The 23,028-nt window shown below is 72.4% G+C and carries 25 protein-coding genes and 2 pseudogenes; 13 read left to right on the top strand and 14 right to left on the bottom strand.

What is annotated here, in order from left to right:
- Window positions 1-388: 388 nt before the first annotated feature.
- The 4 genes from QMZ92_RS10215 to QMZ92_RS10200 all read right to left on the bottom strand — a co-directional run bounded on the left by QMZ92_RS10215 (window position 389) and on the right by QMZ92_RS10200 (window position 2,184).
- On the bottom strand, window positions 389-529 hold the full coding sequence (locus QMZ92_RS10215; RefSeq protein ID WP_171053232.1) for a DUF6126 family protein: 141 nt from the start codon (window positions 527-529) through the stop codon (window positions 389-391).
- Window positions 519-1,193, bottom strand: a complete 675-nt coding sequence (locus QMZ92_RS10210; RefSeq protein WP_283296924.1) for a helix-turn-helix domain-containing protein — start codon at window positions 1,191-1,193, stop codon at window positions 519-521. Before QMZ92_RS10210 ends, QMZ92_RS10215 begins: the two co-directional genes overlap by 11 nt.
- A gap of 165 nt (window positions 1,194-1,358) precedes the next feature.
- Window positions 1,359-1,649: a WhiB family transcriptional regulator gene (locus QMZ92_RS10205; protein WP_283296923.1), complete on the bottom strand. Its 291-nt coding sequence runs from the start codon at window positions 1,647-1,649 to the stop codon at window positions 1,359-1,361.
- A 280-nt stretch (window positions 1,650-1,929) separates the two neighbouring features.
- Window positions 1,930-2,184, bottom strand: a complete 255-nt coding sequence (locus QMZ92_RS10200; RefSeq protein ID WP_138057004.1) for an EF-hand domain-containing protein — start codon at window positions 2,182-2,184, stop codon at window positions 1,930-1,932.
- A 393-nt stretch (window positions 2,185-2,577) separates the two neighbouring features.
- Here QMZ92_RS10200 and QMZ92_RS10195 point away from each other — a divergent pair, with 393 nt between their 5' ends.
- On the top strand, window positions 2,578-3,039 hold the full coding sequence (locus tag QMZ92_RS10195) for a hypothetical protein (RefSeq protein WP_283296922.1): 462 nt from the start codon (window positions 2,578-2,580) through the stop codon (window positions 3,037-3,039).
- Between the two features lie 29 nt (window positions 3,040-3,068).
- Here the strand turns inward: QMZ92_RS10195 and QMZ92_RS10190 are convergent, their stop codons facing one another.
- A complete protein-coding gene (locus QMZ92_RS10190; protein ID WP_283296921.1) occupies window positions 3,069-3,869 on the bottom strand; it encodes an NAD-dependent epimerase/dehydratase family protein in 801 nt (266 codons plus the stop codon).
- A 285-nt stretch (window positions 3,870-4,154) separates the two neighbouring features.
- On the opposite strand from QMZ92_RS10190, the gene QMZ92_RS10185 reads away from it, so the two are divergent.
- From QMZ92_RS10185 to QMZ92_RS10175, 3 genes are all read left to right on the top strand, one after another.
- On the top strand, window positions 4,155-5,618 hold the full coding sequence (locus QMZ92_RS10185) for a hypothetical protein (protein ID WP_283296920.1): 1,464 nt from the start codon (window positions 4,155-4,157) through the stop codon (window positions 5,616-5,618).
- A 132-nt stretch (window positions 5,619-5,750) separates the two neighbouring features.
- Entirely contained in the window at window positions 5,751-6,455 is a 705-nt protein-coding gene (locus QMZ92_RS10180; RefSeq protein ID WP_283296919.1) for a response regulator transcription factor, read from the top strand.
- A gap of 174 nt (window positions 6,456-6,629) precedes the next feature.
- Complete coding sequence (locus tag QMZ92_RS10175; RefSeq protein ID WP_283296933.1) at window positions 6,630-7,880, top strand: ROK family transcriptional regulator; 1,251 nt, start codon at window positions 6,630-6,632, stop codon at window positions 7,878-7,880.
- Between the two features lie 269 nt (window positions 7,881-8,149).
- Here the strand turns inward: QMZ92_RS10175 and QMZ92_RS10170 are convergent, their stop codons facing one another.
- The 4 genes and pseudogenes from QMZ92_RS10170 to QMZ92_RS10155 all read right to left on the bottom strand — a co-directional run.
- Window positions 8,150-8,359 carry a hypothetical protein gene (locus QMZ92_RS10170; RefSeq protein ID WP_283296918.1) on the bottom strand — a complete coding sequence of 70 codons (210 nt, stop codon included), beginning with the start codon at window positions 8,357-8,359 and terminating at the stop codon, window positions 8,150-8,152.
- A 745-nt stretch (window positions 8,360-9,104) separates the two neighbouring features.
- Window positions 9,105-9,722 carry a PspA-associated protein PspAB gene (pspAB, locus tag QMZ92_RS10165; protein WP_283296917.1) on the bottom strand — a complete coding sequence of 206 codons (618 nt, stop codon included), beginning with the start codon at window positions 9,720-9,722 and terminating at the stop codon, window positions 9,105-9,107.
- A 67-nt stretch (window positions 9,723-9,789) separates the two neighbouring features.
- Window positions 9,790-10,704: a zinc metalloprotease HtpX gene (htpX, locus tag QMZ92_RS10160; RefSeq protein ID WP_283296916.1), complete on the bottom strand. Its 915-nt coding sequence runs from the start codon at window positions 10,702-10,704 to the stop codon at window positions 9,790-9,792.
- 127 nt (window positions 10,705-10,831) lie between these two features.
- Window positions 10,832-11,002, bottom strand: a pseudogene (locus QMZ92_RS10155) (methionyl-tRNA formyltransferase); the annotation flags it as partial.
- A 42-nt stretch (window positions 11,003-11,044) separates the two neighbouring features.
- On the opposite strand from QMZ92_RS10155, the pseudogene QMZ92_RS10150 reads away from it, so the two are divergent.
- A pseudogene (locus QMZ92_RS10150) lies at window positions 11,045-11,341 on the top strand (L-lysine 6-monooxygenase); the annotation flags it as partial.
- Between the two features lie 76 nt (window positions 11,342-11,417).
- Here the strand turns inward: QMZ92_RS10150 and QMZ92_RS10145 are convergent.
- Complete coding sequence (locus tag QMZ92_RS10145) at window positions 11,418-11,831, bottom strand: arsenate reductase ArsC (protein ID WP_283296915.1); 414 nt, start codon at window positions 11,829-11,831, stop codon at window positions 11,418-11,420.
- A 134-nt stretch (window positions 11,832-11,965) separates the two neighbouring features.
- On the opposite strand from QMZ92_RS10145, the gene QMZ92_RS10140 reads away from it, so the two are divergent.
- Window positions 11,966-12,280 (top strand): ArsR/SmtB family transcription factor, encoded by a 315-nt coding sequence (locus QMZ92_RS10140; protein WP_138057011.1) that lies wholly within the window; start codon window positions 11,966-11,968, stop codon window positions 12,278-12,280.
- A gap of 40 nt (window positions 12,281-12,320) precedes the next feature.
- Window positions 12,321-13,115: an aquaporin gene (locus QMZ92_RS10135; RefSeq protein ID WP_283296914.1), complete on the top strand. Its 795-nt coding sequence runs from the start codon at window positions 12,321-12,323 to the stop codon at window positions 13,113-13,115.
- A 391-nt stretch (window positions 13,116-13,506) separates the two neighbouring features.
- On the opposite strand, the gene QMZ92_RS10130 is transcribed toward QMZ92_RS10135, so the two are convergent.
- On the bottom strand, window positions 13,507-13,890 hold the full coding sequence (locus QMZ92_RS10130; RefSeq protein ID WP_283296913.1) for an ArsR/SmtB family transcription factor: 384 nt from the start codon (window positions 13,888-13,890) through the stop codon (window positions 13,507-13,509).
- 307 nt (window positions 13,891-14,197) lie between these two features.
- Here QMZ92_RS10130 and QMZ92_RS10125 point away from each other — a divergent pair, with 307 nt between their 5' ends.
- From QMZ92_RS10125 to QMZ92_RS10105, 5 genes are all read left to right on the top strand, one after another.
- The gene (locus QMZ92_RS10125) at window positions 14,198-15,553 is read left to right on the top strand and encodes an NAD(P)-binding domain-containing protein (RefSeq protein WP_283296912.1); all 1,356 of its coding nucleotides are present in this window, start codon (window positions 14,198-14,200) and stop codon (window positions 15,551-15,553) included.
- A 27-nt stretch (window positions 15,554-15,580) separates the two neighbouring features.
- Entirely contained in the window at window positions 15,581-16,054 is a 474-nt protein-coding gene (locus tag QMZ92_RS10120; RefSeq protein WP_283296911.1) for an ArsI/CadI family heavy metal resistance metalloenzyme, read from the top strand.
- Between the two features lie 160 nt (window positions 16,055-16,214).
- On the top strand, window positions 16,215-16,736 hold the full coding sequence (locus QMZ92_RS10115) for a putative immunity protein (protein ID WP_283296910.1): 522 nt from the start codon (window positions 16,215-16,217) through the stop codon (window positions 16,734-16,736).
- A 308-nt stretch (window positions 16,737-17,044) separates the two neighbouring features.
- On the top strand, window positions 17,045-17,788 hold the full coding sequence (locus QMZ92_RS10110; protein ID WP_283296909.1) for a lysophospholipid acyltransferase family protein: 744 nt from the start codon (window positions 17,045-17,047) through the stop codon (window positions 17,786-17,788).
- Window positions 17,789-18,136: 348 nt separating this feature from the next.
- Window positions 18,137-18,754 carry a TOPRIM nucleotidyl transferase/hydrolase domain-containing protein gene (locus QMZ92_RS10105; RefSeq protein ID WP_283296908.1) on the top strand — a complete coding sequence of 206 codons (618 nt, stop codon included), beginning with the start codon at window positions 18,137-18,139 and terminating at the stop codon, window positions 18,752-18,754.
- Between the two features lie 247 nt (window positions 18,755-19,001).
- Here QMZ92_RS10105 and QMZ92_RS10100 read toward each other — a convergent pair whose 3' ends face one another.
- The 3 genes from QMZ92_RS10100 to QMZ92_RS10090 form a co-directional block, all read right to left on the bottom strand.
- Window positions 19,002-20,063, bottom strand: a complete 1,062-nt coding sequence (locus tag QMZ92_RS10100) for a polyprenyl synthetase family protein (protein WP_502962029.1) — start codon at window positions 20,061-20,063, stop codon at window positions 19,002-19,004.
- A 44-nt stretch (window positions 20,064-20,107) separates the two neighbouring features.
- Complete coding sequence (locus QMZ92_RS10095) at window positions 20,108-21,280, bottom strand: tetratricopeptide repeat protein (protein ID WP_283296907.1); 1,173 nt, start codon at window positions 21,278-21,280, stop codon at window positions 20,108-20,110.
- Window positions 21,281-21,627: 347 nt separating this feature from the next.
- Entirely contained in the window at window positions 21,628-22,398 is a 771-nt protein-coding gene (locus tag QMZ92_RS10090) for a MerR family transcriptional regulator (protein ID WP_283296906.1), read from the bottom strand.
- A 40-nt stretch (window positions 22,399-22,438) separates the two neighbouring features.
- Here QMZ92_RS10090 and QMZ92_RS10085 point away from each other — a divergent pair, with 40 nt between their 5' ends.
- Window positions 22,439-22,924: a DUF6194 family protein gene (locus QMZ92_RS10085; protein WP_283296905.1), complete on the top strand. Its 486-nt coding sequence runs from the start codon at window positions 22,439-22,441 to the stop codon at window positions 22,922-22,924.
- Window positions 22,925-23,028: the final 104 nt, after the last annotated feature.

The raw sequence follows: 23,028 nt of genomic DNA, 5'->3' as shown, positions 1-23,028 counted from the left end.
ATACAGCGGCAGGCACGGGCCACCTCGTGATCAACGGGCTTAAGACACCACGATGATCACGAAGCCCGTGCCTGCACCTCTATCCGCCCCAACCGGCGGCTACCCGAACTCACCACACGACCAGGGAACTTGCAGCTGCCCTGGCCTATCGGTCCCGGCTCAGCGGCAAGGCACTCAACTGGCCAGATTGCACACTCACTGGACAACTAGCGTGCTCAGTCACAGCCGGACGGTCGGCGGCGCAGCGCGGGGCGACCCCGGAAGCGCCCGTGACTCTCATCCGGCCGCTCCCGCCGTCGTGTTGTGACGGCAGGCGAGCGTGCCCGGCCCGTGCGCCCGGGCGGTAGGCGAGTGCCGGGTCCGCGGCGCACGCCGCTTCGTGGACCGCCTACTTCGCGCCGACGGAGAACAGCAGGTAGAGGAAGCCGGCCACGAGGTGCCCCGCCACGATGTAGGCGAACAGGCGCAGCGCGAACCCCTTGGGGAACCGGCCGTCCCCGCGTTCGACACCCGTCTTCTCACTCGGCACGGTCGTCTCCTTCGGGAGAGCTCGTGCGCCGTCCGGTGCCGAGCGAGGTCGGATCCCCTCCTCCTACGCACAGATCACTCGCGTGGCTCTGCAGGAGGGTGTGGACGAAGAGGAGGTCCGCGCCCCCCGGCGGCACGGCGCTGATCCGGTGGGGGGTTTGGCTGTCGTAGTGGGCGGAGTCGCCCGGCTCGAGGGTGTGCTCCTTGCCGCCGAGCGTGAGCCGGAGCCGGCCCGTGAGTACGTAGAGCCACTCCTCGCCGGCGTGGACCCGGACCAGCTCGTCCCGGACGGTCGGCGGGACGTGCACGCGGAGCGCCTGCATCGCGCGCCGGGAGCCGCCGGCCTGTCGGTAGGTCCACCCGTCCGCTCCCACCGACCCCGTCGCCGAGGCCCGGATGACGGGGTCCCGCTCGGGAGGTGTCTCGCCGAGCAGATCGGAGACCGTGGTGCCGTAGGTGCGGGCCAGAGTCAGCAGCATGGGCAGCGACGGCTGGCGCTGCCCGGTCTCCAGCCGGGAGAGGTGCGCCGGGGACAGCCCCAGTCGCAGTGCGGCGGCCTCAACGGTGAGGCCGCCGCGTTTGCGCAGGTCCCGGAGCTGTGATGCGACACTGGACAGTGCGGCGCTCGTCTCCCCGGTGATCCTCGCCGTGGTGTCTTCGGGCATATCGCCATTGAGCCACAGTCATTCCCTCCTGGGCAAATCTTTTGCCTCAGAGGCAAGGAATGCTCCGGGAGCCCTGCCGATGTCGCCGCGGTGCCGGCTCGGGAGGTCGCCCAACGGCGGCCCCCGCGCACCGGAGAGGCGCCCGTGCCCGGCCGGCGCCCTCGCTCAGCCGGCGCGCGGACGCGTGTGGTCGCGGCGGGCCGCCTCGAGCGCGTGACGCCAGGAGGTGACGTGCGGGGACCGGCGCAGCAGTGCGCGACGTTCCCGCTCGGTCATGCCGCCCCACACGCCGAACCGGACCCCGGTGTCGAGTGCTTCGGCCAGGCACTCGGTCTGAACCGGACAGGTCGCGCAGATGGCCTTCGCCTTGTTCTGCTGGGTGGCCTCGGCGAACAGCTCGTCCGCCTCAGTGCCGCTGCAGGCCGCCCGCTCCCGCCAGTGCTCCCCCGACTCCATACCGGGCTCCTCCTCCTACTGTTCTTCCGGCGCCGACACGCCGGTCTTCCGGGTGTCGGCACGCCGCCGGTGCGCGGACGAACGGCCAGTGGACGATCCACGTTCGCGTCGCTCTCACCGCATTGCCCGCGAGGGCCGGGCCATGCCTGCGCGATACGGGACGGCTCCTCCGGCTCCCCTGTGAGGCCGACGGGTGGGGTACGCAGCCGGCGGGCGACCGTGGCGGTGTCGCTCGGGGACCCGTTCGCCGCCCTGGCGGCGAGCCGGGCCGGTTCGGATGTCACCGCCAGCCGAAACGGCGGTCCACCACCGCGGCGAACTCCTCGAGGGTGAGCACCGCGTCCCCGTTCTGGTCGGCCGCGTCGAACAGCGCCGAGGAGGCATCGGCGTCCCCCACGCCCCAGAACGGGAGATCCCCCGCCGCGGCCAGGTGCGGGCCCTTCGTCCGCAGGGCCGTGATCACTTCCTCGCGGGTCAGCGTTCCGTCGCTGTCCAGATCGAGCGCCTCGAACAGCTTGCGGGCCTTGTCGCTCATCACGTCGTCCCCGTCCCCTTCGCCTTCACGGATGGGCGGCGCGGCCGGCCGCTCAGGGGATCAAACGCCGATCGCCGCGTCCTGGTTCCGCCGTGCCGGTACGCGTGACCGGCATCGCATCCGTCCCGGGCGCTCTGCCTCAAGCTGGCCGGCACCCCGACGGCAGACCGTCCGCTGGTCGGGATGTGTGACTCCGCCCGCTGTCCGCAGGCCGCCCATCATCCTTGCCACCGTCCCGTCTGGGCCGAGCACGCCGAACGCACCGAGATCTTCCTCGGCCGGCTCGGCACCACACGCAAGACCGAACGCACCCGGCTCCAAGCCGACCACGACCCGGGCCCTCGGCGTCGTCGCCGAGATCGACGCCGCCAACACCATGGACGAGGAGTCCGCATGAGAATCTCCCAGGCTCAGCGCACCGAGAACGAGAACCGCATCCGGGCCGCCATGGACCGGCTCCTTCGCGGCGAGATCCCGCCCGGCGGCAAGTGCGACATCAAGACCCTCGCCCACGAAGCGGGCGTCGACCGCACCGCCTTCGACGGCACCCGCCCCTACGCACACCTCCGCACCGAGTTCGAGCGACGCCTCCAGGCCCTGCAGCAGCTCGGCAAGATCCCCGAACCCCGCGAAGCCCAGATCATCCGTCTCAAGGACGAGAACGCCAAGCTCAGAGAGCGACTGGCCACGTCGGAGCAGACGATCGACGAGCTCACCGACTTCCGCACCCAGACCCTGGCCCGGCTCGCCGCACAGCACGAGGGGATTGTTCATCTTCGAGAGTCCGCCGCCGGGACGGGCCGGGTCAGCAGCCTTGCCGCTCCGCGAACCACGGTGATCGGGAGCTGCAGTTGAGACGCCCCACAACGGCGGTCAGCTCTCGCTCAGATGTGCCGAAGTGTGTATTCCGCGTTGGCGTACGCGCCGCCTTGCAGATCACTACTATCCGCCCAGTTTCCTTCCGGCGGAATACGCGACGCGAAGACTTCCGCGTCGTCCACAGGCGTGTATCCGAGGGCCGACCCAGCCTCGATGTCCCAGAACCGGCGAGTATTGGCAGAAACGCCATAGACAGTCGTGAACCGGATACCGGGAGCGGTGAGAGCCGCGTGGACGAAGCCGAGGCAGTCGCGCGGGCTCAGCCAGGTGGCAAGGTGTCGCCGCTCGGTCGGCGCGTCTTCAAAGCTCCCGATACGCAGGCACACCACGGACAGACCGAACTTGTCCGCATACAGGCGCCCCAGCGCCTCGACCGCTACCTTGCTCACCCCGTAGAGACCATCCGGACGCGGCGGCATCTCGGGCGTGACGTTCTCCGAGACTGGATAGAACCCGGTGAGGCGGTTGCTGCTGGCGAGCACTACCCGCCCAACCCCTTGCCGACGCGCACTCTCCAGGACGTTATGAGTTCCCCGAACATTGCCGTCCAGCAGGTCCGGCAATGGTGCTTCATCTGGGACCCCGCCCAGATGCACCACCGCATCCGCCCCCTCCAAGGCCGCTGTCACCGCCTCAGCGTCGCGCAGATCGAACTGTCGCACCTCCTCGGCTGGCGATTGCGCGGCAAGCCCGACACGATCGACGAGCACCAAACGCTCCGCTTCACCACGCAGACCGACCCTCACCGCCGACCCAACGCGCCCGGCCGCACCAGTGATCACCACAGTCCCAAGACTCGTTCCCATGGCGGCCACTCTGCCTCACACCACGGACAGCCCGGCCGCAGAAGGTCTCGTCAAGATGGAGCAGGAACCCCACAAAAGAGTGATCTGCATCACCTCGACCGCCCGGGAATCGCAACACCGTGCGCGGCTATCGAAGCGAAACCGGTCTCAGCGAACGTCCCGATCAATCACTACACGAACTCACTCGCACACGGCCTCTGCGGACACAAGGCACGGATTCGCCAGTAACGCCGCCGACGCCGGCGCTGTCCTGGACGAGATCGCCGACCTTCTCACCTCGCCGGCATGGCCAACACCATTCGCCGCGTGCTCGCCACGGCCGTCTCCACACCGGAGCTGGAACAGATCAAGGGCGTCTGGAACATGGGCGTCTTCGGCCTGGGCCAGTGGCGCAGGATGGACTTCACTCCGCTGCACCAGGAGTGGATGCGGCGGGCCTGCAAGACGTGGGTGCTGGACGAGATTCCCCGCCGCTACGGCAAGAACATCCCCAACAGCCTCTCCGAGATGATCCTCTGCCTCCGCTTCCTCTGGCAGAGCCTGGTCCGCTCCCGCGAGGACCGCGGGGAGAACATGGCCGCGCTCGGCCGCAGCGACATCGAGGCGTTCACCCAGTACGTCGCCCACCTGGAACACGCCGGCGAGATCAGCTCCTTCCGCCGCACGACGGTCTCCCGGTTCACCGGCCGGTTCCTGCGCGAGATCCGCGACATGGGCCTGCCCCGCCCCGGCGAGATCCTCGCCGACCTGCCCGACGACTTCGCGCTACGCAGGCACGACATGCCTCCGGTCATCACCGAAGAGGGACCAGGCCGAGCCCTGCCGAGGGAGATCCTCAGCCAGCTCTGCGAGCGGCTTCCCACCCTGGACCAGATCCGCGACGGCAGCGACGACATGCGCAACGCGATCGAGATCCTCGTCGACACCGGACGACGTCCCGACGAGATCGGCTGCCTGCCCTGGGACTGCCTGGAGACGGACGAACACAGCAAGTCCGTGCTCATCTGCACCGACTTCAAGAACAACCGCACCGGCTGCCGCCTGCCGATCCCGGACTCCACCGCTGAGATCATCGTCAGGCAGAAGAAGTCCGTCCGCGCCCGCTTCCCGGACACCGACCTGTCCAAGCTGGTCCTCTTCCCCCGGCCAGCAGGACTCCGAGGGCACCAAGCCGTTCCGCATGCAGCACATCGGCAACGTCCACCGCCGCTGGGTCAACGCCATGCCACCCCTGCTCCTCACCGACGACACCGAGTTCCCCGAGCTGGAAGTCGTTCCCTACTCCTCCCGGCACTCCTACGCGCAACGACACGCGGACGCCGGAACCCTGCCCGACGTGCTCCGCGAGCTCATGGGGCGCAGATCATTGCAAACTGCACAAACCTACTATCGGGTGACCGAGAAGCGGACCCGGTCCGCAGTCGACAAGCTCGTCTCGCACCAATTCGACCGGCACGGCAACCGGATCTGGACCCAGGCCCGCCAGCTCCTGGAGCACGAACACGCCCGCCTGCGCATCGGCCAGGTCTCCGTCCCCTACGGCATCTGCGTCGAGCCGACCAACGTCAAGGCCAGCGGCCATGGCTGCCCGTTCCGGTTCCGCTGCGTCGGTTGCGATCACTTCCGCACCGACCCGTCATACTTGCCCGAGCTGCGGGCCTACCGCGACACCCTCCTGCGAGACCGCGAACGCCTCGCCGCCGCAACCGAACTAGACGACTGGGCCCGCACCGAATCGACCCCGTCTGAGGAAGAGATCAAGCGCATCCGCACTCTGATCCGCCGCGTCGAGACCGACCTCGAAGGACTCACCGACGACGAACGCGAACAGATCAAGAAGCCACCCGCACCCTGCGCAAGACCCGCACAGTCTCCCTCGGCATGCCCGGTATCCGGCCCCCGGAGCCGACCCTGCGGCTGGAGCGCCACCCCACACCGGCGCATGCCGCTGAACTGGACGATCATCGTGCTTCATGGGCTGGCGCTCCGGGCCACCCCGAGAGAACGGACGTACGCCTGGCGGCGACGGCGTGCACGGTGGAGCAACTCCTCGCCCAGGGACACCCCGTCGGCGGCGCGCCGGCGCGACTGCCCTACGACGTCGTCATGCTGGACCTGGTGCTCGGTGACGGATCCCAGCCACCGGAGAACATCCGGCGGCTCCGGGCCACCGGACCACGGGTCCTCGTCATCAGTACCGTGGCGGACCGCAGGCGGATCGTCGCCGCGATCGCGGCCGGCGCGGACGGCTACCTCACCAAGGACCATGATCTGCCGACACCGGTGCGGGCGGTCGAGGAGGTCGCCTCGGGCGGTACGGCCCACTCCGCGGAGCTCGCCTTCGCGTGGGCGCACGACGACGGGCCCGCCCGGCCGAGCCTGTCCCCGAAGGAACGCCAGGTGCTGGTGGAGTACGCCTCCGGGCTCACGCTGAAGACCACGGCGCGCCGTGCCGGTGTCAGCCCCCACACGGCCAAGTACTACCTGGACCGGGTGAAGGACAAGTACCAGCAGGCCGGCCGTCCCACGTACACCAAGATCGACCTCGCGGCGAGGGTGCGGGAGGACGGCTGGGAGGGTGGCTGACGCCGCTCCCCGGTGGGAGCCGTGACCGGCCGGAACCGGCGGCCCTGCCCGATCCGGCACGGACCGTTCAGCGGGCGCCGGCGACGCTGGAGGAGCGGAACTCTTAGACAACGCCGTTGCCGAACCGGAGGGCGGGCGCACAATGAGAGTGTGCGTGTGCACTGGGCAGATCCCATCGTCCCGTCGGGCGAGGAGGCGGCCGTCCCGGCGGTCGCCGACCAGGTGAGCGGCCAGGGCGGGAACCTGTCCCTGCTCAGGAGCCACAACGCGTCGCTGGTGCTCGATCTGCTGCGGACGGCCGGGGAGGTGGGCATCAGCCGTCCCGAGATCGCCGACTACACGGGCCTCACCCCGCAGGCGGTCAGCAAGATCACGGCCCGGCTCCGGGAGGCGGGGCTCCTGGCGGAGGCCGGACGGCACGCGTCGACCGGGGGCAAGCCGCGCACGGCGTTGCGCCTGGAACCCTCGGCGGCGTACGCCGTGGGCGTGCAACTCGACCGGGACGAGATGACAGCGGTCCTGGTGGACCTGTCCGGTGCGCGGGTGGCGACACGGGCGGTGTCCGCAGACCTCGGCGCGGGACCGGACGTGGTCACCGACCGGGTGGCGGACCAGGTGCGCGCGCTGCTGGACCAGTCGCTGGGCGGCCGGGCCGGAGGCGGCTACGGCCGGGCGGGCGCCGGCGGAGCTCCGGAGGCAGGGGAGTCCGCCCAGGGGTGGCAGGGGCCCGAGGGCACTGCGGACGCCGGCGGCGAGGAGGCACCGCGGGTGCTGGGAGTCGGAGTCGCGATGCCGGGGCCTCTCGACCACCGCGCGGGCGTTCCGCTGCGGGTCACGGGCTACCCGGAATGGGACGGCTACCGGCTGCGCGACGAACTGGCGAGCCGGCTGGGCCTGCCGGTGGCCCTCGACAAGGACACCAACGCCGCAGCCCTGGGGATATTGCTGCAGGGCGAGAGCGGCTCCTTCGCCTACCTGCACCTCGGCACCGGCATCGGCGCGGGTCTGGTACTGGAGGGGGCCGTGTACCGGGGCGTGCGGACCGGGGCCGGGGAGTTCGGGCACCAGGTCGTCCAACTCGACGGACCCGCCTGCGCCTGCGGCAAGCGAGGGTGCCTCGAAGCGCTGTGCCTGGCCGCGATCGACCGTGGTGACGTCGCCGAAGCCGCCCGTGTCCTCGCCGTCGGTGTCACCAACCTGGCCGAACTGCTCGACATCGACCAGGTGCTGCTCGGGGGCCGGGCCGTCGCCGCGGCGGAAGCGGAGTTCGTACGCGGCGTGCGGGCCGAGCTCCGGTCCCGGACGCACCTGATGGTCGCGCCGGCGGGCGGCAGCGCGTACCGCATCGCCGAGGGGGCGGCCCAGCTGATCCTCGCGCCCGTGTTCGGGCGCACCGAGACCCCCTCCGGGCTGCGCATGCACTGAGTGCTGCCGCGTCCCGCTCCGGGATCCCTGCAGCCGGCTGTCGGAGGGATGCCGCGCCTTCGCGTCCGGAGTGCGGCGACGGGTGCCCGAGCGCGCGGCCGGGAGCGACTGACGGCTGCCTCTTATCCGTTTATCCGTATCGTGGCGGTGTGCCGGCGCGAGGTGGCGTCTCGGCGCCCGGAACGAACACCTCGAGCGTGATCGCCGTCGGCCGGGGCACGGGCCGCCACCGTTGCCCGGGCGGCGACCGGACAGCCGGCCGGAGCGGATCAGCCCAGGTAGAAGTCCTTGCGGGCGGCCACGAACGCCTCGACCGGGCGGGCGGCGACGCCGGTCACACGTTCCACGTCGTCGGAGGCGCGGTCGTGGCGGTTCTCCCGGTGCAGCCGGGCCGTCGTGACGATGTGCTGCTCGGTGTGCGGCGGAAGCCCCACCCCGGCGAGCACCTCGGCCCGCCACCGGTCCAGGGGGATGTCCACGTAGGCCACCGAACGGCCAGTGCCCTGGAGAACTCCTCGGCCATCTCGTGCATGTCGACCGTCCGCGGCCCGGTCAGTTCGTACGCGTGCCCGATGTGCGGGGCGGGGCCGCGGAGCACCGTGGGGACGACCCGGGCGACGTCGGCCACGGCGACCGGTGAGGTGCGTCCCGCGCCGAAGGGCAGCACGATCGTGCCGCTCTCCTGGGTCGTCCGGGCCGGAGGGGTGGAGCGGGTTGTCCAGGAAGGACGTGGGGCGGATGTGCACCACGGGCAGGCCCGACCAGTTCAGCACCTGCTCGGCCGGAGCCGCGCCTCGCGCTCGGCCGGCTCGCTCCGCTGGGGCCTCATGGCCGACCCGCGCCACCGCAACGTCCTGATGTTCCCTGACCTCGGCCGGTCCTTCCCGCCCCGAGTACCTGGTGACGACGCCCGTCGAGGAGACCGTCCTCGACGAACACGCCCTCGCCCGTACGCTCGACTACGGTCTGATCGCTTCACGGCTGACCGTGCTCTACGGGTTCTCCGCCGCGTCGCTGGACGAGCCGCGGCTCACGGCCCTGCTGGACGACGGGATTCCGTCCCATGCGTGGCCGCATACGGACCGGGCGATCTGGTACGCCGGCAACAGGGGCCGTCATCTTGGGGCCATCGCCCGTGCCGGTGGAACCTTCGCCGGGAGCCGTCGCCCGTGCGGCCTCCCCGCCGCGGACGCCGCCGGCGATCGCACTGCGCACGGACGCCCGTCATCCGTTTCCGCCGTCCTCCGCCTGCGCGGCGATTCCGGGCGCGCCCCAGAGGGGGAACCACCGGCTCAGATCGTCCTCGACGGGCAGGTCGTCCGCGAGCAGGGCCCGGACCTGGAGTTCCAGGGCGTTGTCGCGCTTCTCGGCGCCTCCGGGAAGAGGGGCGAAGGGATAGAAGGTGCCCCGCTTGTAGAGGTACACCAGGGCGAGGTCCCGGTCCGCGGTGGTGTCGCGGAACCCCACCAGTGAGCAGAGCAGTTGCGGGCCGAACCCGGCGTCCTGGAGGAGGATGTTGACGGCATGCAGGTCGTTCACCAGCGAGGCCGTGTCGTCGGCCGGGTGGCGGGCCAGGAGCCACGTGTAGCCGTACGTGTCCCGGGTGAACTCCACGGGCGTGCCGCCCCGGCCGGTGTCGGCGTCGAGCAGTTCGCGCACGTCGTTCTGGATCCTTGCGAAGGCTGCGCCCTCGACACCGGCGAAGCACACCGAGCCGGCCCCGGTCGGGGAGAAGCCGGCTCCCGCCTGGAGGGTGATCGCCGCGGCGGGCAGGCCGAAGAGCCGGTCGAGGTCGGGCCGCACCGGCTTGGTGCGGCCGAGGATGGCGTCGAGGAGTCCCATGGAAAAGTGTCCCCTTCCTCGGGCGCGGGCCCTTCCCCCGGGTGCGGGCCGGAGGGTGCCGGGCCCGTCACGGGCGGCCGAGCCGCAGGGAGATCCTGCTGAGCTGGTCGAGGCGCTGCTCCAGCGTCGGGTGGGAGGAGAGCAGCCGGCCCAGGCTCTCCTTGGAGGAGAACGCCGGGGCGAACCAGAAGGCGTTGAACGGCTCCGCCTTGCGCAGGTCCTGCGTCGGGATCCTCGCCATCTGGCCGGTCACCTTGGTGAGTGCCGAGGCGAGTGCCGACGGGCGGCCGGTGAGGAGTGCGGCGGCACGGTCGGCGGACAGCTCCCGGTAGCGCGACAGCAGCCGGGTCAGCAGGAAGCTGATCACGTAGACCACGGCGCTCACCAGGGGTATCACCAGAACCGCTATGGCCGTGTTGCTGTCGCGGCTGCTGCGGCCGAGCCCGCTGTAGAGCCAGACCCGGGCCATCATCCCCGCGAGTACGCCGAGGAAGGAGGCCACGGTCATCACCGCGACATCGCGGTGGGCGACGTGCGACAGCTCGTGCGCGATCACTCCTTCCAGTTCCTCCGGCTCCAGGCGGCGGAGGAGGCCGGTGGTGGCGCAGACGAGCGCCGTCTTCTCGCTGCGCCCGGTGGCGAACGCGTTCGGCATGTCACTGTCGGCGACCGCCACCCGCGGCTTCGGCATGTCGGCCAGGGCGCAGACGCGGTCCACGGCCCCGTGCAGCTCGGGCGCCTGCTCGGGGGTGACCTCGCGGGCGCCCATGCTGTACGCGGCGATCCGGTCGCTGAACCAGAACTGCGCGATGAACAGGCCGCCCGCGATCAACAGGACGAGGGGCCAGGAGTCGCGCAGGACGGCGAGCAGCACGCCCACGAAGACGACGTACAGCAGTCCGATCAGGAACATGGTCGTCACCATGCGGGTGGTCAGTCCCCGGTCGGCCGCATAGCGTGAATGAGAACGGGTCCCTGGCATCGCTCACACTCCAGGCGAATGGTTCCCCCACCCCTCGGTACCGAGTATGCGCCGATCCAGGCTATGGCGTGGATAAGGAGGACCCGAGGCCTCGGCGTGACGGGCTCTTGAGCGCTTGCGCGGACTGCGGTACGCCGTGCTTCTCGGCGAGGTCGGCCACCGAGCCGCTCCGGATCCTCTCGTAGGCGTGGTCGTTCTTCGGATGCGTGACGACCAGGGGGACCTCGTGCTCGGACTCCCGCAGTGCCTGCAGCGTCCGGTGTCCCCAGGTCCGGTAGCCGATCGTGACGATCCGCATGTGAGCCCTCCTCAGCCACTGAGAGGTACGGCTTGCCTCATCCTGCTCGTCCACCTCACCGGATACCGGCCGCGGGGCCTCGGGGACGACCTCGGGGAGGTCGGCAAACCCTGCCTCGGGGACGAGGGGGACGCTCTCCGGGTCGACCGCGACCACCGGGTGGAGACCGCGCCCTATGTGACGGCGGCCGTCTGCCTCCAGGGCGGCACTGAGCACAGACACACCCGCGGTCTCACGTCGTCCCTGCTGTCGGCCACCGCGGTCCGCGCCGGGGAGATCTGCGGCGCGCTCTTCGCGCGGCGTGGGGTGAGCGCGCCGGGAAGGGGTTCCGCCGCCTGACTCCGACTCGGCATCCCGGGACGGGGCGAGGCCGTCGACCGTACCGGGAGCCCGCCGCGACGGCGCCAGGCTCCGCTCACCTGGTCTTCCCGGGTGCGAGTTCCTCGATCAGTCCCTCGACGAGCTTCCTGATCTCGTCGCGGATCGGGCGTACGGCCCCCACCCCCTGGCCCGCTGGGTCCTCCAGCGTCCAGTCCAGGTAGCGCTTGCCGGGGAAGACGGGGCAGGTGTCGCCGCAGCCCATGGTGATGCAGACGTCGGACTCCCTGACCGCGTCCACGGTCAGGATCTTCGGCGTCTCGGCGGAGATGTCGATGCCGACCTCGCGCATGACCTCGACCGCGGCCGGGTTGACCTGGTCGGCGGGAGCGGATCCGGCGGAGCGGACCTCGATACGGTCGCCGGCGAGGTGGGACAGCCACCCGGCGGCCATCTGGGAGCGGCCGGCGTTGTGGACGCAGACGAACAGGACGGAGGGCTTCTCGGCCATCGCGGGTCTCTCTCTTGTCTCGCGTACGGTGTCTTGCCGTGTCGCGGTCCTTGCCACGTCACGCGGGGGCATCAGGCACGAGTGCATTCGGCACCTGGTGGCGTCAGCGGCCACTGATGTGACAGTATCAGCCCATGATGACGTCAGTCGACGCTGACCTGATTCGGGTTCTGGCCGACCCGCTCAGGCTCCGGATCGTGACCCTCCTCGCCCAGGAGACGCTCTGCACCACCCATCTCGTCGAGGAGACCGGCGCGAGGCAGACGAACCTCTCCAACCACCTGAAGGTGCTGCGCGAGGCAGGCGTCGTCGAGACCGAGCCGTGCGGGCGCTTCACCTACTACCGGCTGAAGCCCGACGTCCTCGACTCGCTGGCCGGTCAGTTCGCCGATCTGGCCAGGGCCGCGCACGCCACGGCCGAGGCGAACACCAAGCGTTCCTGCCCCTGAATCACCGCGCATCCGCGACTGCACGCATCAAGGAGTTCCGTTGAGCGCCACCGAGGCCGCCTCCGCCCGCCCGGCCGGTTCCGCCATGGCTCCGGCCGCGGACCCGCAGCCCGCGCCGGGTGCCACGCCGCCCCGCACCTCCCTCCTCGCCCGGGCGGTCGCCGAACTGGTGGGCACCGCCGCCCTGGTGGCCGTCGTCGTCGGCTCCGGTATCCAGGCCACCGAACTCAGCCGGGACGTCGGCCTCCAGCTCCTGGCCAACTCGCTCGCCACGGTCTTCGGGCTCGGCGTGCTGATCGTCCTGCTCGGCCCGGTCTCCGGGGCCCACTTCAACCCCGCCGTGACGCTCGCCGAGTGGTGGACCGCCCGTCGAGGCGGCGGGGGCGTCACCGCCCGCGAGGCCGCGGTCTACATACCGGCCCAGGTCACGGGTGCGATCGCGGGGGCCGTCCTCGCCGACGCCATGTTCGGCGAGCCGCTGGTGAAGTGGTCCACACACGACCGGTCCGCCGGCAACCTGCTGCTCGGCGAGGTCGTGGCGACGGCCGGACTGATCCTGCTCATCTTCGGCCTGGCACGCACCGACCGGCTCCGCTTCGCCCCGGCCGCGGTCGCGTCCTACATCGGCGCCGCCTACTGGTTCACCTCCTCGACGTCCTTCGCCAACCCGGCGGTGACCGTCGGACGGGCGTTCACCGACACCTTCGCCGGCATCGCCCCCGCCTCCGTCCCCGGGTTCGTCGGCGCCCAACTCGCCGGTGCCGTCGTGGGCCTCGCCCTGGTCGCGCTCATCTTCGTGCCCGGCCGCACAGCCCAGGCGCAGCCCGCCGCATGATCCCGGCCGGCGCGGAGGTCCCGGTCGTGCCCGTCCGGCCCCGCCGCCGGCTGCTCCGCTGCCCACCCCGCCGCCGAGTCGGCCGTTCCCGTCCCCCTCGCCGAAACGGCGTGGCACACCGCCGCGCAGGCCGCCATGTGGAGTGCGTCGGCGAGGAAGGCGGCGTGTCCGCCGGAGTCGGGCCCGATGCCGTGCGGTGGCCGCCGTCGCGGCCGCCGGTTCGAGACGGGAACGACGCGCCGGCTCCGGCGAGGGCCCGCACCGGGCAAGGGGGGCTCCGTCGCCGCCCGGCGGTCTCGCGGCGGGTGGTTCTCCGCGGCGTCTCCGCGTTCGGCCGGAGCGCCCGAGGGGCGCCCTCGGCCGGTCGGCGGCCCCGGGTCCCGCCCGGCGGTCACACGGCCGGGGCCGCGGCCGTGGCCGTCGTGAGGAGTTTGCCCATGGCCGCAAGGACCGACGGCTCCACGCGGTAGTAGACCCACGTACCGCGCCGCTCCGAGGTCAGCAGCCCGGCCTCCTTGAGCTTCTTCAGGTGGTGGGACACCGTCGGCTGGGACACGCCGACGTCGGAGATGTCGCACACGCACGCCTCGCCGCCGTCGTGCGAGGCGACCGAGGAGAACAGCCGCAGCCTGACCGGATCGCCGAGCGCCTTGAACATGCGCGCGGCCGTCTCTGCCTCCTCGGCCGTCATCGGCCGCTCGGTCAGAGGGGGGCAGCACGGCACGACGCCCTCGTCGGTGGGCTCGACCAGCGGCAGCGTCTTCACGTTCGACATACGTCTATGTTGACATGCGTCGAATCAATAGCCCAGTGGCAGGTGTGGCCCGCCTTGTCGGCCCCGTTCCCGGGTGGTGATCGCGTCCTTGCGTCACCCCGCTCCCCACTCGCGCGGTCCGGTCTGCTCGGGCGTGTGTGACGGGGCTGTCGTGCCGCTCCGATCCCTCGCGTGCGGGGCGTGGATCGTGAGCGGCGTCCGGGTCCGAGTGACATCGACATCTGTCTATATTGACTCACGTCTAAGTAGCTGCCATGCTGGCGGAAACAAGCCATCGACGGATGTCGAAACAGAATGGGGAGTCATCGTGAACGCACCCACCGCCACCCTGCCCGTCGTGGTGATCGGGGCCGGCCCGATCGGTCTGGCCGCCGCTGCCCACCTCGTCGGACGAGGTCTGGAGCCCCTGGTTCTGGAAGCCGGAGCCGGTGCGGGCAGCGCGGTGCGGGAGTGGAGCCACGTGCGGCTGTTCTCCACCTGGGCCGAGGTCGTGGATCCGGCCGCCGAGAAGCTCCTGGCACCCACGGGCTGGGTGAAGCCGGACGGCACCGGCTACCCGACCGGCGGCGACTGGGCGCAGCGCTACCTCCAGCCCCTGGCCGATGCCCTCGGGGACAGGGTCCGGTTCGGTGCCCGCGTCACCGGTGTCTCGCGCGTCGGTCGCGACCGCGTCGTGGACGCCGACCGCGGGCGGCAGCCCTTTGCCGTCCACCTCGTCCACGCCGACGGCACCGAGGAGCGGGTCACCGCCCGCGCCGTCATCGACGCCTCCGGCACCTGGTCGACTCCCGGGCCCCTCGGCGGCGACGGCCTGCCGGCCCTCGGCGAACGGGCAGTCGCCGACCGCATCTCCTACCGTGTGCCCGACCTGCGCGATGACGCAGTACGCGCCCGGTACGCGGGCAGACGCACCGCCGTCATCGGCTCCGGCGCCTCGGCCTTCACCGCCCTCGCCCAGCTCGCGGACCTCGCCGTGGACGCCCCGGGCACGCACGCGGTGTGGATCCTGCGGCGCGGCATCTCCGGCTCCACCTTCGGCGGCGGCGCGGCCGACGAGCTCCCCGCCCGCGGTGCGCTCGGCCTGGCGGCGAAGGCCGCCGTGGACGAGGGCTGCGCCGATGCCGTCACCGGCTTCCGGACCGATGCGATCGAGAAGAACGGCGAACAACTGGTGCTCGTCGCCGAGGACGGCCGCCGACTGGACCCGGTGGACGAGGTCGTCGTCCTCACGGGCTTCCGCCCCGACCTGACGTTCCTGACCGAGCTGCGTCTCGGCCTCGACGAGCGCCTCCAGGCCCCGGTGGCGTTGGCACCGCTGATCGACCCGAACGTCCACTCCTGCGGAACCGTCCACCCCCACGGTGTCGGAGAGCTGTCGCACCCGGAGGAGGACGTCTACCTCGTCGGCATGAAGTCCTACGGCCGCGCCCCGACGTTCCTCGCCATGACCGGCTACGAGCAGGTCCGCTCCATCGCCGCCGCCCTGGCCGGTGACCACGAGGCCGCCGCCCGCGTCGAACTCGCCCTCCCCGAGACCGGCGTCTGCGGCGGAGCCGGCCTGTTCGACGAGCCCGAAACCGCCCAGGCCGGCGGCGGCTGCTGCGCCTCGCCCGGCACTCTTCGGATCGGTGCCGGCGCCCCGGCCGCCTCCGGCGGCTGCTGACCACCCTCTCAACCAGGAGGCTCCATCATGTCCCGTCTACAGCTTGCCCTCCGTGTCCCCGACCTCGCCGCATCGGTCGCGTTCTACACCAGGCTCTTCGCCACCGAGCCCGCCAAACTCCGCGACGGCTACGCCAACTTCGCCATCACCGATCCCCCGCTCAAGCTCGTCCTCATCGAGGGGAGCCCGGAGGAGGCGACCCGCATGGACCACCTCGGCGTCGAGGTGGACAGCACCGACGCCGTCCACGCCGCCACGGGCCGCCTCGCCGAAGCGGGGCTGTCCACCGAAGAGGAGAAAGACACCACCTGCTGCTACGCCCTCCAGGACAAGGTCTGGGTCCACGGCCCCGGCCGGGAGCCGTGGGAGGTCTACGTCGTCAAGGCCGACGCCGACACCCTGACCGGACGGCAGGGAAGCACCTGCTGCACCGGTCCCGGACCCGCACCCTCCCACCCGCACCCCACCCACGCCCCGCGCAACCCCGCACATCGAAACTGAGGCAACGTCACCCGAGCGTCCCGGCGCCGCACTGCGGTGAACGGGCCGCTTCGGGGGGCGGGTTGGGCTTCGCGGTTCCCGGGTCCGGACGAGGCGGCCGGCACCGTCACCGATGGAGCCCGGCAAGACGGACAACGCCCGAACGGGGCACAATGTGCGGATGGATGAAGTGGCCATCAGTGACGAAGACAGGCGGCTTCTCGGCCGCTGGGCAGCCGACTGCGTCGAGCGGGCGCTCCCGCTGTTCGAGGCTCGGGCTCCCGGCGACACCCGACCTCGCGAGGCGATCGAGGGCATCCGGGCCTTCGTGCGCGATGGGAAGCGGACCGGGCGGCTGCGCTCCGTCGCCTGGGCAGCCCACGCGGCCGCACGCGCAGTCGACGACCCGGCTGCCGCAACCGCCGCCCGCGCCGCGTGCTACGCGGCGGCGACCCCCTACATCCACCCCCTGGCCACCCCTCACCAGTCGAAGCACGCACTCGGACCTGCGGTCCATCAGGCACGGGCCCGTGAGCTCGCGTCGGGCGACGACCCCGGGGTCGGTGACGAGGAGCTCCGGTGGGCGATCGAGCACGCCCCGGAGGAAGTCCGGGCGCTCCTGCGGCGGATGCCGGCGCGCAGCCCGGGCCGCAGCCGCCTGGACACGCTCTACCACCAGCTCGACGCGGCCCTGCGCCGCTGACCGGCGAAGTGCGCTCCGTCTCGATCGTTCCGGAATCCTCGTGGTGGCGCACGAGTCCCGATCTCGGTACCCGTCCCGCCCGCGTCGGCCGACGCGGGCGCCGCCCCACGGTGGTGGGGGGCTGTGGTCCGCGCACCGTGCCCGTGTGCCGGGTGTTCCGCTCGACGACCGCGCCCCGGGGGCCGGCGCGCGTGCCGGCACCGCTGGTCTGGGTATCCCGCACCGGTGACGGTGAGTACGTGTGCTCATGCCCGTCGGCGTCCCGGGCCCGACGATGGGGACCACCATCGCCGAGACCGGGAGCCCGCATGCTCAGCAGCCTCGCCAAGGTCCTGGTGCCGGCCGTCGGACGGCTCACCGTGACCACGGACGCCGGTACCGTCCTCGCACCGGGCAGCATCGTCGCCGCCAACCACACCTCGCTCGCCGACCCGGCCGTCGTCCTCGCCGCGCTGCACCACCTCGGCGTCGAGCCCGTCGTCATGGCGACCGCGGGGCTCTGGCGCATCCCCCTGCTGGGCCGTGCGCTCGCCGGCGGAGGCCACATCCCCGTGCACCGCAACGACCGGCGCGCCGCCCGATGCCTCGACCTCGCCGCAGCGGCCCTGGCCGAGGGGCGGCTGGTCCTCGTCTACGGCGAGGGCGGGCTCCCGCCCCGTACGGACGCCGCCGAAGCCCCGCCCGTCGCCTTCCGCAGCGGCCTGGCGCGCCTCGCCGGGCGCACCGGTGCGCCCGTCGTACCCGTGGGCCAGGCAGGTGCCCGCCGGATCACCTCGGGGAGCGCCGCCAAACAGATCGCGGGGCTGGCCACCGCTCCACTGCGCCGCCCGGCCCTCCACGTCCACGTCGGGACACCGGTGCGCCTCAGCGGTGACCGGTCCGCCCGTACGGCGGAGGCGCACGGCGTGGTGACAGCCGCCTGGCGGACGGCGGCGGCCCGACTCGGCGAGCCCGCCGCGCGCCGGCCGCTGAAGCGGCGGGCACTGCCCCGGCACGAGGCGTGGCGCCGGACGGAGCGCGGCGCACTTCCCGATCTCGCTCGCCGGCGGTGACACCGCACCGTGCTGCTCCCTTCCGTCGGCGGCGACCCGGCTTCCGTCCGGGCGTGATGAGGAGACGCCGTGCGGGCCCGCGCCTGCGGCGCAACAGCCATGGACCAAGGGCCCGCAGGGGTCTGCGCCGTTCATCCGCCGGACGGCCGTGCAGCGTTCGCCCGGACGTGCCGGACGACGGGGCCGACCCCGTCACGGCACCGCGAGAACCTCCCGGGCGGACGGTCCGGCGCCCCGTTCCGGAATCCGGAGGGCCGATGGGGGACCCCGGCCTCGACCGCTCACCGCCGACAACGCGCCCGCGGTAATTCGCTACCGCGGCGGCCGGAACCGGCGGAGACTCTTCCCATGACTGACATGGGGGCGTTCCGGGAAGCGGTCACGGCGTGGGCGGCAGGCGGCCCCGGCGGCCCCGCGCGGGACCTGGCCGCGCGGCTGCGCGTCCGGGCAGTCGTCCTGCTCGAAGGGCCGAGCGACGTCGCTGCGGTCGGCGCGCTCGCCGCCGGCCGCGGCCGAAACCTTGCGGCCGAGGGGGTCTGCGTCCTTTCGATGGGCGGCGCGATGAACGTCGGTCGCTTCGCCTCCCTCCTCGGGCCCCCCGGTCTGCGGCTGCGCCTCGCCGGGCTGTGCGACGAGAGGGAGCGTCGCCACTACGCGCGCGGCTGGGAGCGGGCCGGCGAAGCGGGACAGGGGTTCTTCGTGTGCACGGCGGACCTGGAGGACGAACTCATCCGCGCGCTGGGAGAGACGCGGGTGGAGGAACTCGTCCGGGCCGAGGGCGACCTGCGCGCCCTGCGGACCTTCCTGAGCCAGCCCGCACAGCGGGGCCGCACCGCACAGCAGCAGCTGCGGCGCTTCCTCGGTACGAAGAAGGGACGCAAGATCCACTACGGCCGCGTTCTGGTCGCGGCCCTCGACCCCGAACGCGTACCCGCACCCCTCGACCGGCTGCTGGCACACGTCTGACGGGCACCCGCGCCCCGTCCCCGTCCCGGGAGGCCGTCCCCGGCCCGCAGCGCGACCCCGTACGACGCCGGGAACGGGACCGCGCCGACCGGCACGAAGGTGCGCGCCGAGCCCGGCGGTGACCTCGCCGTCTCCGCCGCGCGTCCGGCGACAGGCCGCCCCAGTCCGCGTGCCCGTTCCCGAACATGTCCCGCGCCCGCGGGCGGCTGCGCGGTCGCGCCAGTCGGCACCCCCGCGACCGCCCGATTCACCGGCTGCGGTCCAGCAAGGAGACGAACAGCGCGTCCAGTTCCCCCGCCGCATCCGGCGCCAGTGCCGGCCCCCGCAGCCCCAGGCGCGCGGCGTCCAGATGCCGGCGGGCCTCGCCGAGAGTCGCGGCCCGTCCGCCCGCCTCCTCCACGAGCACGGCGGCACGCGCCGCCGTGGCGCGGTCCGGCGGCTCGGGGGACTCCAGCAGCGCCGCCAGCTCCCTTGCGGCCGGCCCCTCCCCGGCGAGCGCGGCGAGAACCGGGAAGGTCTTCTTGCGCTGCCGCAGGTCGCCGTGGACGGGCTTCCCCGTCACCGCGGGCTCACCCCAGATGCCCAGCAGGTCGTCCACCGCCTGGAAGGCCACACCCAGATGCCGCCCGGCCCGCTCCAGCTCCGCCACCGTCGCGGCGGACCCGCCGCCCAGCACCGCGCCGAGCGCGACCGCGCAGCCCAGCAGGGCCCCCGTCTTGTGCTCCGCCATCGACCGGTACTGGTCCATCCCCACCGCACCGGGTCCGCTCCACGGCTGCTGCTCGAAACGCAGGTCCTCCGCCTGGCCGCGTACCAGCGCGTTGAGCGTCCCGCACAGCCGCCGGACCGCCTCCCCCGTCCAGGGACCCGGCGCCCCGGCCAGGCACTGCACGGCGAGGGCGTGGAGCGCGTCCCCGGCGAGGACGGCCGGACCCGTCCCGTAGGCCTTCCACACCGCCGGGCGCCGCCGCCGAAGTGCGTCACCGTCCATGATGTCATCGTGCAGAAGGGAGAACGTGTGCACCAGCTCCACGGCGACCGCCCCCGCGACGGCCACACCACCGTCCGCCCCGACCGCCTCGGCCCCGAGTACGGCGAGAGCCTGCCGCACCCCCTTGCCCTCGGAGCCGTCCGGATCCGGTGTCCCCGCCGCATCGCTCCAGCCCAGCGCGTACGCCGCCATCTCAGCGGTCCACGGATGCAGCCGACCGACCGTCTCCACCAGCGCGGGCCGCACCAGTTCCCGGCATCGCCGCAGAACACCGCCCACCGCGGTGCCTCGGCCGTGCGGCACACCTGCCGCAGCGATGTCCGACGGTCCGGAAGGGGAGTACACCGGCGAAAGGGAGGAACTCACCGCAGCTCCTCCGCGTCCGCAGTCCGCAGTCCTTCGACGTCCGCAGTCCGCAGCGCCTCCGCACCACCGGCGGGCAGCACCGGCTCCCCGCCCCCGGTGGCCGCGTGGCCGTCCGGCAGCGGCCCCACACCCAGCTCGGCCGCCGCCTTCTCGACCATCTCCCGGGCGTGCCGCAGCCCGATGCGGTCCAGGGCCGAGCGCAGTTCAGCCAGTTCGGCGGCGCTCCGAACCGCGTCCCGGCCGAGCCGGGCGCGCGCCTTGACCAGCCCCAGCCGCGACAGTGCCGTCCCCCGCGGCTCCTCGATCTCGCGGAACTCCGCGAGCGCCCGCTCGTACAGCTCACGCGCCTCGGCATACCGGCCGGCCCGGTACAGCACGTTGCCCCGCATCTTGTGGTTGTAGGCGAGCGCGCTCGACAACCGCATCTCCCGGCAGGCCTCCTCCGCCTGCGAGAGCAGCGACAGTGCACGTTCCACATCACCGTCGCGCACGGAGACCACATCCGCGATGCCGCGCAGAGCCCACGCCCACCCGCGCCGGTCCTCCGCACGCAGTGCCGTGTCCGCCGCCTCCTCGAACAGCGCCAGCGCCGCGTCGTAGGCGCCGGTGTTGCGGTGCATCTGCGCGATCCCCTCAAGCGCCCACACCGTGTGCCTGGCCTCACCGCGACGGCGGGCCTCGGCCAGCAACTGCTCGTGCAGCCGGCCCACAGCCTCGTAGTCGCCCTGAATGCGCCCCGTTTCGGCGAGTCCCGCCAGCGAGTAGCCCCGTACGACGACATCGTCGCCCCGCTCGCCCATCTCGGCCGCCAGCCGCAGCAGCCGGTACGCGAGAGCGAACGAACCCCGCTGGCGGGCCAGCGTGCCCCCACTCCACAGGGCCCACGCCATCGCGCCCTCGTGGCCGGCCGAACGAGCCGCCCGGTAACTCGCCTTCCACGCCCGGTCGGCCTCCTCGATCCGCCCCAGCCTCCGGTTCGCCTCCGCGACTGCCAGCCCGCAGCGCGCCACCTCCTGCCGGTCACCGGCCCGCTCCGCTGCCCGCAGTTCCTCGGTGCCCCGGGCGAGCACCTCCGGAAGGGAGGCGTTGACCGACAACGACCCAAGAGCTCCTTGGTACTCCGGGGCGGAAGCCCTCGCCCGCTGCGTCCCACTCACCTGACTGTCCATCAACTGTCTCTCTTCTCCGGTCGACTCGGTGATCAAGATGTCGACGGAGAGCGGAGGTTCCGCGGAAGCCGCGATATCGGCCTGGATAGGGGGGCCGGGTCATACTCAAGTGCTACGGGCACGCGTCGAGGTCGTCATCGAGACGTACGGCGGACCCGTGACCGCCCCTGCGCGCCCGTGACGGGGTACTCGATCGACAGGCTCCGGCGGCACCGCCGCGGGCGAGGCCTCGGGCCCGACTGCGGGCCTTTCACGGACCGGCCCGCCGCCGGCGCCCTGTCAGGGGTGACCGCCCGGAGCGGCTGCCGGCGCGCTGCCGGCATGCACGCCCCGGTCCGGCACCTGGGTCACACAACGCCGGCGCGTCCCGAGTCCGGCGGCGGTTCCCGCCCGGTCGTGACGACGGCCGCCACGTCCGAGCCCGCTCTGAGCAGCGCCACGGTCCGCGCGGCGATCCCGTCGAGACGTGTCCGCACAACGCGTTGGGTCTCCTCCAGACCGGCGGGCCGGTGCAGGGTGCCGAGCAACTCGCGCACAGCGGGAACGCCGTAGCCGGCGCTACGGAGGGCCGCGACGATCCGGGCCGCCCCGATGTCAGGAAGACCGTACCGACGTGCTCGCAGCGACGTCACCCGCTCGGGCGCGAGCAGCCCTTCCTGTTCCCAGAACCGCAGGGTCGAGGGGCGTAGGCCGAGTGCTCCGGCGAGCTCGGTGATCGTCATGGCGTCGCCGTCCCGCTCGACTCCCGCGGTGCCGGTCTCGGCCCGTACCGCATCGAGCGCTTCCTGGGCCCGCAGGGCCTCCTCCCGTTCCCGCGCGAGCCGCACGTGCAGTGCGCCGACCGCCGCCGCCGCCTCAGTGACGGTCGCGGTCCACAGCCCCGGCAGCATCCGGCGTGCCTCGACGGGCCCGACGGCGGCCGCGAGCCCTCGGTACGCGCGAAGGGCTCGCACATGGACCTGTGTGTAGGAGCGGTAGCCGTTGGCCGACCGGGCAGCCGGGGGGATGACCCCCAGCCGCTCCAGGTCGCGTACTTGCTGCAGCGAGTAGCCGGACTCTCTCGCGACGTCCACGGTGCGCAGCGGCCCCTGGTGCCGGCCGCTCGGCTGCTCGTCCATCGCCAACCCCACACAAGCACTTGAAGGTGATGCTCGAAGCATGAGTATCCAGCAGATCATCACCGTCGTTCGGGGCTTCCACGGCGCCTTCGTCCTCGTCCCGGAGCCGGGGAGCGACTTTCCCGAGCCTGCGTGGGGGGACGCCTTCTTCTACTACGCACCTGACGGGCGGATGCCTCGGAACCAGCAGCCGTACGCGACCGTGGTCACCAAGGACCAGCCCGACGACTCCGCCTCCGATCTCGACCCACCGCACCGATGGCGGGTGAACATCCACGTCGACCGGGCGACCTTTCGTGAACTGACCGGGGAGGACCCGCGCCGTCTCGGCCGGGAACGCGACCACGCGGCAGCCGACCAGGTGATGCCGCACCCGGTCTACGGTGCGCACGGCTGGGTGTCGGTCGTCAATCCCGGAGAGCGCACGCGGAGCACGGTCGTACGGCTTCTCCACGAAGCCCACCACGCCGCGCGGGCGCGATTCGAGCGGCGGCACGCAGGAGGGAGGCCGCCGGGACACGACTGAGACGGCCCGAGGGCGCGGAGAGCCATGACGGCGCCGCGCGCGGCGGCCCGGAACACACGGCGGCCGCACCCTCCACGGCGTGACGCGTCGGCCTGGGGGCGCGG

Origin of the sequence: Streptomyces sp. HNM0645 (genome assembly GCF_030056615.1) — a bacterium.
Taxonomy (GTDB): Bacteria; Actinomycetota; Actinomycetes; order Streptomycetales; family Streptomycetaceae; genus Streptomyces; species Streptomyces marianii.
Note: the sequence above shows the minus strand (reverse complement) of the source record. Positions and strands in the feature narration are given on the sequence as shown.